This window comes from Emticicia fontis, from assembly GCF_054779675.1.
Genome location: NZ_BAAGXU010000001.1, coordinates 37,690 through 54,473, shown reverse-complemented (window position 1 = coordinate 54,473; position 16,784 = coordinate 37,690). Strand labels below are relative to the sequence as shown.

The window sequence follows — 16,784 nt, the reverse complement described above, 5'->3', positions numbered from 1 at the left end:
TATAGCCGCAGAGTAAACTTTTTAATCTTTAACAGTACCAGTAGCGCATTGAAAAAGCGCCTGCCCCAATCCACCCCAGATAGTGCCCCAGAATGATTTGGTGGGTTCACGCTCAAGATTGATATTCCCCGTTACAAGTTTCCCGTTCTTGCGTGGGTTGGAATCTTTCAATATCAGATTATTGACGATAAAAGTAGGGAGCGCTTTCCGTTTGAATATGCCGAATAATCGTTTTCTGGGTTCTCCTTTTTTCTCTTCTAATTCATTGTTTTGTACTTTCAGAAGAGTCGCTTTCAGGTTCTCATAATAGAATGTACCCGTGCCTGTTACCCGATAATCATCCCCCTTTAGCTTAAAAACATATTTATTCACCTGAAGCGATTGGATACTTACCTTGGCCAGTGCAATCGTAATCTTATTGATTGAAGTACCTTCAAAATAACCTAATTGACCTTCAACAGTAAAATCCCCTTTGGGCGAAGGCGTATTAAAAGCAAAATGCACATCCAGACTACCCTTATTCATAAAATAGGTATGAAAGTGAGCCGTACAAATCGGATTTTTCAGTAGGGGCAGACTATCATTCGTAGCATTAAGTATTTTACCGTTTATCCGGTCAAAACTAATATAACCTGTTAGCTTAGCTTCCGGGTCAAATTCAGAATAAGTGACTTTTACATTGCTTATCTGAACAGTATCAATATTGAGTTTTATATCAAGTTTTTTCAACATCTGATGAGGGTACTCGCCAACTTTATTACGTTTTTTTCTTGGGTATCGCTTATCATTAAATACTCTTACATACCCTCCATTGATACGCATATTAGGTGCATACAACTTATTGTCGGGGAAAAGCATTTCAGGCTTAATATCTTTGATGATAATATTCTGAAATAATACCTCCGTCCGGTCACGGCCACCCGATATCTTGCCAAAAGTCATATTATCGGCTCTCGGTTTCAGATGGTATTCATCTACCTTTAGTTGTCGGTTTCTTAGAGAAAAAACCACATTCCGGAAAAGATTATCATTCAGCTGACTCTTATCGGGCAGAGTAATATCTTTAATCATGAATGTGTAATCGTCGGCATAATAGATTTTCTGTTTCGATTTATCAGAGAGAGAATCAAGTAATATATTGGTGATTTCGACAGATATATTCTTGATGACATTTTTCTTGGGGGTTTTAAACTCCTGATTTTCATAGGTAAAATCGACATCGTTTAGTAAAACTCTGTCAATTGCCAATGATTTGACAAATTTTGAAATAAGCTGATAAGGAGTTTTTCTTTCAACCGAATCTACTGCCTTATTATAAGGCTGACTTTTATGGAAGACTGTAATGGTAGGCTTATAGATGTCGACTGTCCCCATATCCAGAATCTTGGTAAAAATGACGGATAAAGGATATACTCCAGTAAATTTTACCGTTGGAACATGAATTTTTAGTAAATCATCAGGAGCTTTCTGGATAGCATGGAGACGCTGATAGATGAGCGTATCAGCCACGAAATCTACATCAGAAATAACGATATTGCCTAAAGTAGGATTATAGGTAATATCTGAAAAAGAAATATGATATAGGCGATTGGTGGCTTTAAGCACACCTTTTTCGATACGGCTGGTTACAATGGGTTTTAGAAAGAAGAAACCAACGATGGTCAGAATAATCAACAAGATTAAAATGCTACTTACGATTCCAATTGTAATTTTCTGCCATCGATGTCTGATTTTCATAGTGGTTGTGAAATTTTATAGAAATGAGCCAGAAAGAATGCTCTGTCTGGCTCATCGGTTTCCTAGTCTTGTGAAAGTACCAAAGCACTATAGGGGCCTATAGATATTTCGCCCGTCATAGTTTCATTATCTGTTGTTGAATCAACTTCCATACATTCGGTATGCGTAAAATCTGATTCATATGATTTAGAATCTCCATTAAAACGCACCAGCCATTTACCCTCAGACGGAAATCTGATAGGGTAATTGAGAATAGTCTCATGCGAGAAATTTATGATTACAACAGTCGTATCGCGGCTACCACCTTCATGCCATCTTTGGAAAGCGATCAGTTTTTTATCGTGGTCTAAAGCCAGCAATTCTGTATGTTGCCCCATCAATCCAGCCGAAACACCTCTCAGATTTCTTCTGAGGTGAATCATGTCTTTGTACATATTAGAGATACCCGACAGGGTTTTCAAACGTCCCCAGTCTAAAGGGTCGGTATCCTGAAACCAACTATCTTCCTGAATGGTCTGCCCCTGGAAAATCATCGGGATTCCAGGTGAAGTTAGCGCCATAATAGCCCCTAGCGTAGCTTTTTTGCGGGCATACCAACCTGTGGCATTTCCTGGCTCTATTTCCTCAGCTACTCTTGCCTTGCCATTCGCTACTTCATCATGCGATTCGGTGAAAACCACACGACGCATAGCATCATCACTATATCGTTTAAATAAAGCTGTACAAACCAGATTCATATCTACATATTCATCAGAAGCCTGTGTCAATACATTACGAAGCGGATGAACAAAGTCGGCATCCCATTGTGAGCCATAACCTAAACCACCTATTTGCACGGGGTCAGTAATAAAATTATGCCCGTGCATATCTTCTGCCACTACTAAAGCATTCGGGAATCGCTCTTTGATTTCACTATTAATCCAGCGAATCATATTTAGCCCTTCCTGTAAATCATTGGCTGGGCTATCATCGGCATGTACGTTTCTGATATACGGTACCATGTCCATACGCAAACCATCAACCTTATAATCTTCCAGCCACATCATGGCATTATCTTTAATGTATCGGCCTACTTCCGGGCGTCCATAATCCGGACGGGTATCTCCCCAGGGAGTTGTTGAGCGCCAGTCGTTATAGAAATAGATACCGCCTTTGCCGTTTTCGCTCCAGCCGTCAAATTGCCACAAATCAAGATCTGAAGGCCCGAAATGGTTATAAACAACATCTAGTATAACAGCTATGCCTAATTTATGAGCCTCTTTGATGAAATCCTTAAACGCTCTTGGCCCACCGTATTCGGTCTCAATTGCATACGGGTGCGCAGGATTATAACCCCATGAAAGCGCTCCGGCAAACTCGAAAGGAGGCATGATTTCAACGGCGTTAATACCAAGGCTTTTGAGATAAGGTAATTTTTTCATGGCATCATGAAATGTACCTACCTTATCTGGTTTAGAACGATTAAAAGTACCTATATGCAATTCATATATCACCAGTTCGTTCCACGAAGGCATCTGAAAAGTAATATTTTCCCAGTCATAGGCTTTAGGATTATATACAATTGAATTGCCGACAGAATTGGTTACTTGTCGGGCATATGGGTCATTTTTATAAAGATTCAATTCACCATTTTTAATAAAAAACTTATATTGGTCGCCTTCTTTCGCATTCTCAATATTTACACCCCAACAACCACCCTCGCTGGCAATCAATGGATTTGCACCCTCGTTCCAGTCATTAAAGTCACCCACTACTGATACATAGTCTGCGTGTGGTGCCCATACTCTAAAAAAAACGCCGTGTTGGTGGGGAGTGGCTCCCATACAATTGATGTAAATTTCAGTTTGATTTTCTACATTTCGCATATTCTAGCAGATGTTTGTGTGTATCTATTTATTAAAAATCTATGCCATCACAGATTATCTGTTCTTGGGAAAAAAAGTCTACATCAATCCGTCAGATAGTTGCTTATCTTTAAGAATTCTTTAATTTTGAATGCAGAAATATTCCCCACTTTTGCGGTGAGGTATAAATAACTACTAACTAAACGTGATTAAAAAAGACGCCTGCTTTTCTGTTGATTTTTTTCAATTCATCTCCTCTTTTCAAACATTCAGAAAGGGGCAGATTTTCTTATTGAGCGGGCTTTTTTTTCTAACGTATCAATCGCTTGCCCAAACCCGGCCAAGGCCCGAAATCAATCTGGATGAGTTGATACAAAGGATTTTCCCGTTGCAGCAAGAGAATATCAATTATGAAGACCTATACGAAAACCTCTATCAATTGTATCAGAATCCAATCGACTTAAATTCAGCTACTTACGAAGAACTTTCTTCTTTATACGTTTTGTCAGTTTCACAAATAAAAAACCTGCTGGCACATCGGCAGCAATACGGAGATTTGCTGAGTATTTATGAGCTTCAAGCCGTATCGGGCTTTGATTTGGCTACCATTCAGCAATTATTACCTTTTGTCGAAGTCAGGCAGAAGTTCAGCGCCAAAGCTTTATCTAATAGTATAACTAATGCAAGCGACCATTACCTGGTTCTGAGAAGTAGTCAGACTTTAGAAAAAAGCAAAGGCTATATAGAGAACAAATATCTCGGCTCACCGCAGCAATTATATGCCCGTTACCGGCTGAGCAGCCCGCGCGATTTTCAGATAGGCTTAGTAGCTGAAAAAGATGCAGGTGAGAAAAATTACCTCGATTTCTATAGTTTTCACCTGCAATTAAAGAACAAAGGCAACTTGAAAAACCTGGTTTTGGGAGATTATCAGGTGCAATTCGGACAAGGACTAATTTTAGGGGCAGGCTTCTTTTTAGGAAAAGGTAGCGAAGCTGTTACGACCATCCGGCGGAGCAATATGGGCATCCGACCTTATGGCTCTTTATTAGAAGGGGGGAATTTCAGAGGTGCTGCCGCTACGTATCAATTGAAGAAAATTGACCTGACTGCCTTCTACTCTTATACCAAAAGAGACGCCAGTATTGATGAAACAGATGGCGAAAGAGAAGAGTATTTCAGTTCTATTCTGACTTCTGGTTACCACCGGACTGAAACAGAATTAGCCCGAAAGAATCAACTGACAGAGCAGAATATAGGCGCGAATGCGACTTTTAGATTTTCAAATGGATACATAGGAGCTACTTTGCTACATACCCAATTCGATGCTATTCTGATGCGCAGACCCAGATTATATAATAAGTTTGAATTTACAGGAAAAGAGAATACACTAGCAGGTGCCAATTTTAGTTATACCTGGCAGAACTTTAATTTTTTTGGCGAAGCTGCCCGAAGTGGTAGTGGTGGGCTTGGGCTCACCGGTGGTTGGGTTGCTGCCCTGAACAAACAAATAGAATGGGCGATGCATTTGAGGCATTATGATAAAAATTTCCATAGTTTTTATGGCAATGCGCTGGCAGAAGGAAGCCGGAATATCAATGAGCAGGGGATTTACTGGGGTTTAAAATATTCACCAAAGAAGAATCTTAATTTCAGTGGATTTTATGATAGATTCAGTTTCCCCTGGTTGAAGTATCTGGTTGATGCTCCTTCTCGCGGATACGATTATTTATTAAGAGCGTCGTATCAAATCAATAAGAAAGCACTCTTATATGCCCAATACCATGCCGAACATAAAGGTAAAAATCTACCATACAATACTACTCCGGCTGATGTGGTGGTGAGTACCATTCGGGAGAATATGCTGGCTAATTTTGATTATACAATCAGCCGCAATTTTAAATGGCAAAGTAGGGTACAGGTCAATACTTTTCAGTATGAAGGAAGAGCCAAATCGACAGGCTATGCGCTTATGCAGGATGTAGAGGGCTCTATCAAAAGATTATATCTGAAAGGCAGAGTAGCCTATTTTTCTACCGATGACTACGACTCACGGGTTTATGCTTTTGAAAATACAGTACTATATGCCGTTTCTTTCCCTGCGTATTATGGCAAAGGAACAAGAATATACCTGATTGGCAGATACGTACTTAACCAACATCTGGATTTATGGCTACGCTATGCCCGCACCCAACTGAAAAATAAAGATACTATGGGAAGCGGAAATGATTTGATTGAAGGCAATCATAAATCAGATATGAGTTTGCAGGTGAGGTATAGGTTTTGAGTAATGAAAGAGCAAAACGTATAAGGGTAGAATAAAGTATAAAAATCTTACTCAATAAAATAAATATTGATAGATGCTTATACGTTTTGAAGATAACTGACTGACCTAAAGTATTCTTAAAGTGACTAATATAAAAACCATTCCGTATGAAAAATCTAATCCTATTATTAATTGTAGGTGTTTGCTGTTGCACACGCCCTCGGGTAATAGATGTCGCACTCTTCAGAATTATTGAAAATAATAAAGTTGGTTTTATTGACTCGACCGGAAAAGTAATTATCAAACCACAATTCCTAAATGCCGATAATTTTTCGGAGGGGCTTGCAGCAGCTCGTATCAATGGCACTTATGGATATATTGATGAGACGGGTGCATTCGCTATTGAAGCCAAATATGATTATGCTACCCCATTTCAGGAAGGACTAGCTATTGTTTATCTTGATGGTCAGCCTTTTTATATAGATAAGGAAGGAAAGAAACCGTTTGATGTTCATTACCCAAGAATACGACCTTTTAAATACGGAAGAGCACAGGTTGGTACCTATGCGGGTAAAACCGGATTCATAAATCAGGAAGGGAAGTTGGTAATAGATACTGTTTTTAAGAGAATCAACTCCTTTATAGAAGGTTTAGCTGTAGTACGAGGACTTAATCATCAAGAATATGAAGATGAAGAAAAAGGCCTTAAAAAAAACTTTGAAGTAGGGGTGATTGATACATTAGGAAGGTTTATTATTCCTTATGGAAAATATAAAGATATAAAAGATTTAGTAAATGGGTATTTTAAGATAGACATTCCCGAAGAACCCTGGGACACACTTGAAGGGTTTACATTACAAACAGGTTTTGTTGATAAGAAAGGAAAATTAATTATAGCAAGAGATTATCGTAATAGTTCACAGATAGATGGAGATGTAAATTCCGGGCTTGTTGCCATAAATATTAATAAGCCTTGGTTGTCTGAAGACAAAAGATTTACCTATTCTGACGATAAAAGCTATGACGGGTTTATGAATTTAAAAGGAGAGATAGTTATCAACGACACTACTTTTTATGATGTAGAAGACTTTTCAGAAAACAGGGCTTTTGTGAAAAGTAATGATAAGTATTCATTGATTGATACAAAAGGGAAGATATTAGCAGATACAGCTTATGTGAATATAAAGGGTAAATTTAGAAATGGGAAAGCTTTTGTAGAAACAGAAGATGGATGGGGATTGATTGATACAACCGGAAATTTTATACTGAAACCCATATTTGAAGACATCACTACTGGAGAAATTGTTGATGATTACTTTTTTTTCGAGTCAGAAGAGCCAGATAAAAAAGGTAACTATCATAATCTTATTGGGGTTGCCAAAACAGACGGAAAAGTGTTGATAATGCCTGCTATGCAACAGGTAGATTTAACTGGTTTTCATAACGACCTATTGCAATGTTATATTAATGAGAGGCTTACTTATCTAAACAAAAAGGGTAAAATCATCTGGCAAGCTGGAAAAGATAAACCACTGGAAAACACAAATCTGGACTGTATGAACAGAGGCTATTTTTATGCCACTTCCGAACGTAATGGACATGATTTAGGAGGTTTTGGTGGTTCTTCTAATAATGTAAAGGTTCTTGGAAAATCGCATAATTTTCCAGTTAATCAATTAAACATAGTGGCTAAGCCTAGTCCGGATAATAAAGGAATAAGTGTTGTAGTAAGTAATACTACGAATGGGAAAATAGACTTTTATGCACAGGATAGCCGCTTATATATGAAGGTACAGGCGCTGGATAAAAAAGGCGTATGGCGAGATATTGAATATTTACCTAATAGTTGGTGCGGAAACAGTTATCATACCCTGAGTCTCAAACCTGATGAATACTGGGAATTTAAATCACCGGCATATAAAGGTGATTTTCAGACAAAACTTCGTGTAGAATTGAAATACTTTGACCCTGACGACAAATCTGAAAAAGGCAGAAACAGAAAAGAGAAGATTATTTATAGCAATGAATATATTGGCGGTGTAAATCCCGGACAGTTCTGGAGAAAACTGGACTACACTCCAGGAGGGATTATGGATCCGTATCTTGAATAATAATAGCGCTATATTCGTTCGATGAAACAAAGAAAACTCTTAAGTCAAATACATCCTGCTTTATATTTTCTGGCTGTTTGGGCAAGGCGATTCAGGCGCTATTTTGATTGGTATTTTGATGGAAGAACCTATGCCCATACCCGTTCGCAAGAGAACCTGCCTTATAGAATCAAGAAGCATCAGTCTGTTTTGCTGAAAAAACTGGGCGAGAATAATATGTACTTGCAGGTAAATAAAGTAACGAACTTGCAGATTGCAGTAAAAAATCTGGATGGAATTATCATCAAACCCAATGAGACCTTCTCCTTTTGCAAGTTAGTTGGTTTACCTACAAAGAGAAAAGGCTATCTGCATGGAATGGAACTTTCGTTCGGAGAAGCACGGGCAGGTATCGGTGGGGGTATCTGTCAGATTTCAAACCTGATTCATTGGCTGGTGATGCACAGCCCGCTGACAGTAAGCGAGCGATATCATCATTCTTTTGACCCCTTTCCTGATGATGGACGAGTGCTGCCTTTTGGTAGCGGGGCAACCGTTTTTTATAATTATCTTGATTATCAGTTTACCAATAATACTGAATATACCTTCCAGATTAACCTCTGGTTTTCTGACAAATGTCTGGAAGGAGAACTTCGGATAAACAAAGACCTGGACTATGCCTATCATGTATTAGAGAAAGACCATCAGTTTCTTAAAATAGAAGATAAGTTTTATAGAAAAAATGAGATATGGCGCGAAAAAATCCTGAAATATCAGGGTGGCAAAGTGGTTGAGACAGAGCTGCTTACAAAGAATTTCGCAAGAGTTACTTATACTCCTGAAAATTATATTGAGCAATAATTATTTGGTTAGATAAACCACAAGGTATAGTTGATTGCTGTCATTATAAGACCTGATAATGGGCCTATTCCAGGCAAAATCGTATATCTTTAGGCAATTACAAAAACAGAAACAATGGAGCAACGAGAACAGATAATCCAACACTATATTGAGTCTTACAACAACTTCGATATAGAGGGCATGTTAAAGGATTTAGATGAAAACGTGCAATTTGAAAATATTTCCAATGGAGAAGTAAATTTAAGTACTAAAGGATTGGCAGCGCCGAAAGAACAGGCTGAAAAAGCCAAAGCTTTTTTCTCTTCCCGAAAACAAACAATTAAAAGCTTTCAACACACCGATAATAAGGCTGAAATTGAGATTGATTACCATGCTGTTCTGGCGATTGATTTTCCTAATGGCTTAAAAAAAGGAGATGAACTCAATCTTAAAGGAAAATCTATTTTCGTATTTGATGGCTCAAAAATTATAGCAATTACAGACATCAGCTAAAATCATGACAACAAAACCAACACAAAAAGAAAAGGCACTGAAACTCTATGCTCTCCATCATACAGGCAAACTATTGATTCTACCCAATATCTGGGATGCCTTGGGAGCCTTGCTACTAGAAAGTCTTGAATTCCCTGCCATTGCTACGGCCAGCGCCTCGGTGGCTTATTCAAATGGATATAACGATGGCGAGCAGATACCATTTAACGATGTATTGATACGACTGAAACAGATTGCCCAAAGCGTAGATGTGCCCGTAACGGCAGATATTGAAAGCGCCTACGCCACAACAGATGCGCAATTGCGTGAGAATATAAACTTACTGTTAGATACCGGAATCGTAGGTATCAATATTGAAGATACCAAAACAGATACGCATAGCCTTTATTCTATTGAAGAGCAAAGTAATAGAATCAGCATCATTAAAGAAGTGGCCAAAGAAAGAGATATTCCACTTTTCGTAAATGCCCGTACAGACGTATTGATTAATGGTAATCTTTTCTCAGATGAAAAAGCAAAGTTTGAAGAGATAATTAAACGCGGGCTGGCTTATAAAGAGGCAGGTGCCGATGGGTTTTATCCGATTCTGATGAAAAAAGAAGAAGATTTAAGGCTTTTGGTTACCACCATTGGATATCCTGTCAATGTGCTGACCTTTGCTGGTATACCGGAACTGAAAACACTCGAAGAAATAGGAGTGGCCAGAGTAAGCCTGGGCCCAAACTATTTAAAATTAGCCCTCAAAACCATGAAAGACATGGCTTTGAAGCTAAAAAATTATGATGGACTGAGTGAAATTGTAAATAATGACGTAACCAGCGATTATCTAAAAGGATTGGTAAATAAAGATAAATAGTTAAGTTGATTGTTATTGTTTTCTTAATGAACTTGTTTAACGTTAATGACGACCTGTAAAGAATAATTCTTATGCTCGTGCAGACTTTAGTCTGCACTTGAAAGATGACTTTTTCGTTGTTATTTTAGACGGCGACCGCGACGGCGGACCGTTTCATTCGCTGTTACTTTGGGACGATTAATAGACGCAGGTTATATTACTTTTCCCACCTTTCCCTCCTCAATAACATATGCCATCCTCAATAAACCATCATTGATATTAACTGATGCAAAACTGTTAATTTATGTTAAATACAATTGTACAAAATGAATTTTATACAATTTGTGATGAATTGACCCATTATGCTAATAATAGCATACAACACTCATTCAACGTATAACTAAAATTATGAAAAACCTGCTTACTACCTTTTGTTTCGTATTGATTTGCTTTTTCACATCTTACGGACAATCAGCTCCCTCCAGCAATAATGATTATATCATTCAGGATAGTGTTCTGATTACTACCAGAGATGGCGCCAACGTTTCAGCATTAATCGTACGGAAAAAAGCAGTTACCCAACCTCAGGCAACTATACTGGTATTTACGATTTATGCCCGCACAACCGATATAAAAAGAGCCAGAGAGGCAGCTGATAAAGGCTATGTTGGGGTAGTAGCTTATACCAGAGGCAAGAAAAACAGCACCGGTGAAATTATACCTTATGAAAAAGATGGCGACGATGTAAACGACGTGATTGACTGGATAATCAAACAATCCTGGAGCGATAAAAGAGTAGCCATGTATGGCGGAAGCTATAATGGTTTCACACAATGGGCGGCTACAAAGCATTTGCATCCGGCATTGAAAACCATCGTTCCGTCTGCTTCTGCTGCCCCCGGCATTGATTCGCCTATGATGAACAATGTTTTTATGGAATTCCCTTTCTCATGGACCTATTATGTAACCAATAATAAATGGCTTGATACCACCGATTATAATAGCCGGAAATGGTTTGATTTAAGCATCAAATGGTATGAAGAAGGCGTATCATTTCGTTCCCGTGACAGTTTATTAGGGCGAACCGCTAATAAATATTTCCGTAAATGGCTGGATCATCCTACTTATGATACTTACTGGCAATCGATGATTCCGTATAAAAATGATTTTGCCAGAATAAATATTCCCGTTTTAAGCACGACAGGATATTATGATGGCGGACAAGTAGGAGCGCTGTATTTTTTGCGCGAGCATTATAAATATAATCCTAAGGCAGAGCATTATCTGCTTATCGGGCCTTACGGGCATTTTGGTTCACAAGGCTCCCCTGAAGCCAATTATAAGGGTTATCAGATAGATTCGGTGGCTAATATTTCTATCAAAAACGTAATTTATGAATGGTTTGATTACGTATTGAAAGGAGGCAAAAAACCTGAAATCCTGAAAGAAAAAATCAATTATCAGGTAATGGGCGCTAATACCTGGAAACATAGTACTACTCTGAAAGGTGTGAGTAATGATACATTAAGATTCTATTTTGCCAATCTACCAAAGGGAGAAGATTTTACGCTTAGTAAGCAAAAACCTAAAACTAAAGGCGCTGTATTGCAGGAAGTAGACTTTAAAGATAGAGAAGGCCGGAATAGCTATTTTTATGCAAATGAAATAATTTATGATACCCTTTATTCGAGTGGGAAAGTATATATATCTGAGCCATTAGAACAGGATATGGAATTGAATGGCGCCTTCACCGGAGTAATCAAAGCCATTGTTAATAAAAAAGACATGGATTATAGCCTCGTATTATTTGAGCAGACACCCAAAGGCGATTATTTCTACCTCAGCTATTTTATGGGCCGAGCCAGTCATACTACTGACAATATCCAAAGAAAATTATTGACTCCAGGTAAAATAAGCGTTCTCCCTTTTAGTAATACGTATATGACCAGTAAAAAACTCCAGAAGGGTAGCAAAATAGTAATGGTATTGAACATCAATAAAAGTCCATTCGAACAGATTAATTATGGTACAGGTAAAGATGTCAGTGCTGAGACTATAAAAGATTCAGGCGAACCCATTCAGATTGAGTGGCAAAACGATAGCTATGTGAATATACCTGTGTGGCGGCAGAAATAATAAATCAGGTACACTTACCATGATTTTAATCGATGCTTAAATAGATTTTCAGGGGCTTGGCATAGAGTTTTTGTGCTATTACCCAGCAAAAATATTTATCAACACAATTGATTAAAATTATGGCAACAACACACGCAAAAGCAAAAAAGGATACAAAGGATAAGTATTCTAATGCAACAAATGATGATTTCTCGGGAACACAAGAGAAAGAATATGCCGGAAACAGAGAGTCAGAGGCAACTATTAATAACCCCGGAAGTGTAAATCGTTTAAGAGGCTTAAAATCAGATGCGAATGCCAAAACAACTGGTGCTCGTTCAGATAACCGGCTTTAGCAATTGATACCAGCAAAAACGCGATTCAGAGCTCGTCATAATTGAATAATAAAATACATGCTGGTCAGTCCGTAAGATATAAAATCTATGTTGGATAGTATTTTCAAAGATTGGCTGCATAGCTTTAAGAATTTAATTACGCGATAATCTCTATCGCGTTTTTGTTTTTAATGACTCCTGTATATAAGCCCTAAAAAATTATACCAAAATGCTTCAGTGCAGACATTTGAGTAGATTTTTATTTTAAAAGCTACTGAATGGCTTATTGTCTGCCAATGATTTCCCATTTCTAAAAACCGACTATTATACGTGTGTTTGTTCTTCCCCATAGATTGGTTATCTGTTGCTATTCTGCTACAAAATGGTTGTTTTTAAGAGATTATTCAATCAGGTATGTTTTTGCATATATTCATTTGGCAGATTCTTGAAATGAATCTGTGTTTTTAAGAACAAACTGCATCGGGTGTAGTTTAGTAGTAAGGAATACTCAAAATAGTGCTTGTATGAAAATCAGAGCTGTAATTCTTTTAATAAGTGGTGCTTTTCTTTGTAATGCCTGTATAGGCCCCAAAGCATGTCTGTATTATGTAAGTTTCACCAATAAATCAAGCGAGCCCGTTCAGTTTGGATGGGGCAAGCGCACGGCCGGTAAAGTAAAAATGGTAGAAGTAAAAGGTGAAAACACCATTGATTTTAGCTTCTGGACAGATGAACTTCCTATGGGTAGTTTTCCGCAGGATGGCGATTCTATTATTGTGGTTCTGGCCAATGGTAAGAGAATCATAGATGTCAAGCAATGTGAGATACTCAACGGAGATATTAATTGTAAACAGGATTCTCGAAGTTTCTTTAATCCGAAAGCCTATTCAAGATACCAGAGCAGTATGCTCAACAGAAGTTGCGGAGGAGTAGAATATGTATTTACGGATAACGACGCGATGAGAGCCCGGTAAATAGGTTTTGCTTATGAAAACGAAAAAACTCAGCAAGGTTAAATACCTGATAGATATGGTGGTGATAAGACTATTTAGCCTTTTGACTGCTAACGGATAAATTATTGTCATCTTAGGAGAGCAATTGTTGTAACCTCCTGTGCTTTGCCCGAAATTCACTGAATCTGCTTTATACTTCTTCCAAGCGATATACTTTATTCAGAATCTTCTTTTGAATAGATACCTGAAATTAATCATCACTTTTCAATAATAATGGATTCTACTAACTAATTGCTCTTGTACGGGAACCGTAAGATAAAAAAATCTTGTGTCTTTCTAATACCTACTCTACCTTGCTCCAAAAAATAAAAAAATGGAGAAAGAAAGTTTTGGTTTCTTTTCTGACATAAAGTCAAGATTACTATTATTTGTGGTTGGATTAGCCTCTTTATACACATTTGTTCCAAGTATTATTAATCAGTCGGAAGAGTTTTTTGGCATTGATAAAATCTGGAGTTACCGGATTTTTATTGCCCTTTATTTTGTTTTGCCGCTCTTATTGCCAACTCTGGCTTGTCTGAATTTTGCCTGGAGGTTTTATAGAAAAGACACTGAATACTATGAAGGCGGCACTTTCAGTGATGATAAAATAGAAGAAGAAAAGATAGAACCTAAATATCAGAAATATAGCATAATTGCGCTGTTTATCATTGCGATATCCTTTATTTTATTATGTGTTTTTTTATTTTATAATAGTAAATACTACACCTTTATTTTCTTTGGTTGCGCTCTATTTTTAATACTGGCTTGTTTATCTGTGGCTACATATTACTCAGTGAAAAAACAGATTTCAAATAAAAAGGAGAAAACCCAGCATCATAAAGAATGGACAGAAGTAAGGTTTCAGTACTTTTTACTTACTATATTGTTTACCACCATCTGTAGTATTTTTTTCTATAATAACTTTTTTAAAATAGATGAAAAAACGAAAAAAGTAAGAAAAACGCAATTAGACTTTAATATTAATGCCCCTGAAGTTATTAAGTTTGACCCAAAAAAGGATTTATCCGCTATCACCTCAAATGCCGAAGCCAGAGCTATACGCAATTACCATTTTATTATCTCACAAAATAATGAACAGGTGTATGCAGATAGACTAAGTCAAACAAGTATTGCAGAAGCTGATTCAGAATATCGAAAAGACAATTTGATACCTGATATTCTTAGGAGTACCAAAGAAATTCTTGCTGAAATAAAACGGACTGATAGTGTCTTTTCAATAACAGAATTAAATAAGATTGAAATAGAAAAAGATAAACTGAAAATATGTTTAATGAACTTCACAGATATATATGCTAAAGACACTATTACTACTGATATTACCCAACTTTCCAAAGCTTATCTTAATAAAGAATATACACATCAAATCAACACGGTAACCAAGTACCTTGAACAGGAGCTTGAAAACAAAATTTATAAATCAGTATGGGTAAATTTATTGAGTCTGGTACAATTCAAAGGCTTGCTTTTATTTAATGTTGGTCTGATAGTTTTAATGACTTTATGGCTGATTATCAACTATTATAATATAGAAAAGCACATAACATTCGTAAAGACAAGGACTACATTTTATTTGGATAACGCAGCAGGAAAATATGTAGTGGAAGAAAAAGATTCATTTCAAACCTATCCTGAAATAGGCTTGATAAAAAATCATATATATCTGCTTTTAATGCTTATTCTACCTTATTTCCGGCCTTATAATGTAGAGACTTTTTCGTTCGACAGACCTTTTTTGCAGTTGGGTAATTTTATTGTATCCTCAGATTCATCTAAAAAAATCATAGGGAATACTGATTCTTATAATACTGAACCTCCAAATCCTGAAAAATATGCTTTAAAAGTGGATTTATATAATTATCAGCGAAAACTTGAAGACACTCTTTACAGGAATAAACCAAACAATGTATCTAAAAACAATTAAATTAATTTAATTAATGAGATGAAAAGAGTACTGGTACTTATTATGATGATGTATTCACATTGTCTCTTCGCACAGGAGAAAAAACTTATTAAAGAGTTTAAAGATATAAAAATTTCTAAAATTGAAAATTTTAGGGTTGTTGCTCCTAGAAGTAACGAAACTTTGTTCAATTATGGAAATCAGATTATGGAGAATTATAATAATATAGACTCCATGAAAAGGATATTAGTTAATGTATTAGAAAGCTCATATAAGCAAAACAATAATCAAGATATAGCTATAAAGAAAATAGCTGATTCTATCGCTTCAATACAAAAGCAAATCAAGAAACTGGAAGATTCAAAAAAAGCAGACAAAGACACTGTTGAAAAAAGTTTAGCAACAATCAGGCAAAAGATAGACTCAATAAAATTATTAATTTCAGAGCAAATCACTAAAAAAAAGTATCATAATGATTCTACGTATTTCGTAGTAAGGCTTAACAAAAAAATAGATTCAAGCAGTGTAGCTAAACAATTTCAAGAGCTTAATAATAAATTAGATTCTTGTTGCAGGATTACTCAACCCCTTATACAATTTAAAGCATTAAATGACACACTTAATTCTTATTTTAATCTGTCTAACCCTAAGAAAGATTTTAAGTTTATAACTCAACTTAATGATACTCTTAAAAAAAAGTCTTTAGATATTATAAAAATTGATGCTGCAAGAAAAAAAGACTTTCATATGCTTGATAGTACATTAAAAATTATCCCCCCAATTTTAGTGAAATATTCCGATAGTCTGAGAGAATTAGACACCAAAATAATGGCATTAAAAGACACCGCACAAATCATGAATTACGTAGGTGTTTTATTGCATAGCAGTACTGAAATTGGGCTAAGCTATTGGAGAAATTTTCAGAAACTTATTCTCGGCCTTGAAACATGGAGTAGTTTTCAAAACCCCGACTTTAAAAATGCTTTTGGAGTCAGAATTGCAGGAGGATATTTGTTTAAAAACAAACTAATGCCCAATATTGGATTAGATTATTTCTCAAAATCGGTTATTAATATGAACGTAAAACCACCGGTTAAGGAAAAAGAGAATAAATTCGGGGTAAGTTTTGGAGTTTCTGTCAATACTAAAAAACTAACCATAGGGGTGTTTTATAGTACCGTTTCTCATGCAGGAATGCGATTCTTGTATGCCTGGTAAAGGTTTATAAATTTTCAAACCATAATTATTAAAGGCGATGACTTTACTAAGTTGTCGCCTTTATTCTTCTATACA

12 protein-coding genes are annotated in these 16,784 nt (G+C 36.6%); 10 read left to right on the top strand and 2 right to left on the bottom strand.

The window, feature by feature from the left end; all coding sequences use genetic code 11:
• Window positions 1–21 precede the first annotated feature (21 nt).
• Both ACYVFA_RS00175 and ACYVFA_RS00170 read right to left on the bottom strand, forming a co-directional pair.
• A complete protein-coding gene (locus tag ACYVFA_RS00175; RefSeq protein WP_460469756.1) occupies window positions 22–1,737 on the bottom strand; it encodes a hypothetical protein in 1,716 nt (571 codons plus the stop codon).
• Between the two features lie 62 nt (window positions 1,738–1,799).
• The gene (locus ACYVFA_RS00170; RefSeq protein WP_460469755.1) at window positions 1,800–3,602 is read right to left on the bottom strand and encodes an alpha-amylase family glycosyl hydrolase; all 1,803 of its coding nucleotides are present in this window, start codon (window positions 3,600–3,602) and stop codon (window positions 1,800–1,802) included.
• 184 nt (window positions 3,603–3,786) lie between these two features.
• Between ACYVFA_RS00170 and ACYVFA_RS00165 the strand changes: the two genes are divergently transcribed.
• The 10 genes from ACYVFA_RS00165 to ACYVFA_RS00120 all read left to right on the top strand — a co-directional run bounded on the left by ACYVFA_RS00165 (window position 3,787) and on the right by ACYVFA_RS00120 (window position 16,709).
• Window positions 3,787–5,868, top strand: a complete 2,082-nt coding sequence (locus tag ACYVFA_RS00165) for a helix-hairpin-helix domain-containing protein (RefSeq protein ID WP_460469754.1) — start codon at window positions 3,787–3,789, stop codon at window positions 5,866–5,868.
• A gap of 146 nt (window positions 5,869–6,014) precedes the next feature.
• Window positions 6,015–7,958, top strand: coding sequence for a WG repeat-containing protein (locus ACYVFA_RS00160; protein WP_460469753.1), 1,944 nt, complete (start codon window positions 6,015–6,017; stop codon window positions 7,956–7,958).
• 21 nt (window positions 7,959–7,979) lie between these two features.
• Complete coding sequence (locus tag ACYVFA_RS00155) at window positions 7,980–8,798, top strand: VanW family protein (RefSeq protein WP_460469752.1); 819 nt, start codon at window positions 7,980–7,982, stop codon at window positions 8,796–8,798.
• 114 nt (window positions 8,799–8,912) lie between these two features.
• Entirely contained in the window at window positions 8,913–9,290 is a 378-nt protein-coding gene (locus tag ACYVFA_RS00150; protein WP_460469751.1) for a nuclear transport factor 2-like protein, read from the top strand.
• Between the two features lie 4 nt (window positions 9,291–9,294).
• Window positions 9,295–10,146 carry an isocitrate lyase/PEP mutase family protein gene (locus tag ACYVFA_RS00145; RefSeq protein ID WP_460469750.1) on the top strand — a complete coding sequence of 284 codons (852 nt, stop codon included), beginning with the start codon at window positions 9,295–9,297 and terminating at the stop codon, window positions 10,144–10,146.
• A gap of 387 nt (window positions 10,147–10,533) precedes the next feature.
• The gene (locus ACYVFA_RS00140) at window positions 10,534–12,261 is read left to right on the top strand and encodes a CocE/NonD family hydrolase (RefSeq protein WP_460469749.1); all 1,728 of its coding nucleotides are present in this window, start codon (window positions 10,534–10,536) and stop codon (window positions 12,259–12,261) included.
• A gap of 119 nt (window positions 12,262–12,380) precedes the next feature.
• Complete coding sequence (locus ACYVFA_RS00135) at window positions 12,381–12,596, top strand: hypothetical protein (RefSeq protein WP_460469748.1); 216 nt, start codon at window positions 12,381–12,383, stop codon at window positions 12,594–12,596.
• A 503-nt stretch (window positions 12,597–13,099) separates the two neighbouring features.
• The gene (locus tag ACYVFA_RS00130) at window positions 13,100–13,549 is read left to right on the top strand and encodes a hypothetical protein (protein WP_460469747.1); all 450 of its coding nucleotides are present in this window, start codon (window positions 13,100–13,102) and stop codon (window positions 13,547–13,549) included.
• 352 nt (window positions 13,550–13,901) lie between these two features.
• Window positions 13,902–15,512 (top strand): hypothetical protein, encoded by a 1,611-nt coding sequence (locus ACYVFA_RS00125; protein ID WP_460469746.1) that lies wholly within the window; start codon window positions 13,902–13,904, stop codon window positions 15,510–15,512.
• A gap of 18 nt (window positions 15,513–15,530) precedes the next feature.
• Complete coding sequence (locus tag ACYVFA_RS00120; RefSeq protein ID WP_460469745.1) at window positions 15,531–16,709, top strand: hypothetical protein; 1,179 nt, start codon at window positions 15,531–15,533, stop codon at window positions 16,707–16,709.
• Window positions 16,710–16,784 lie beyond the last annotated feature (75 nt).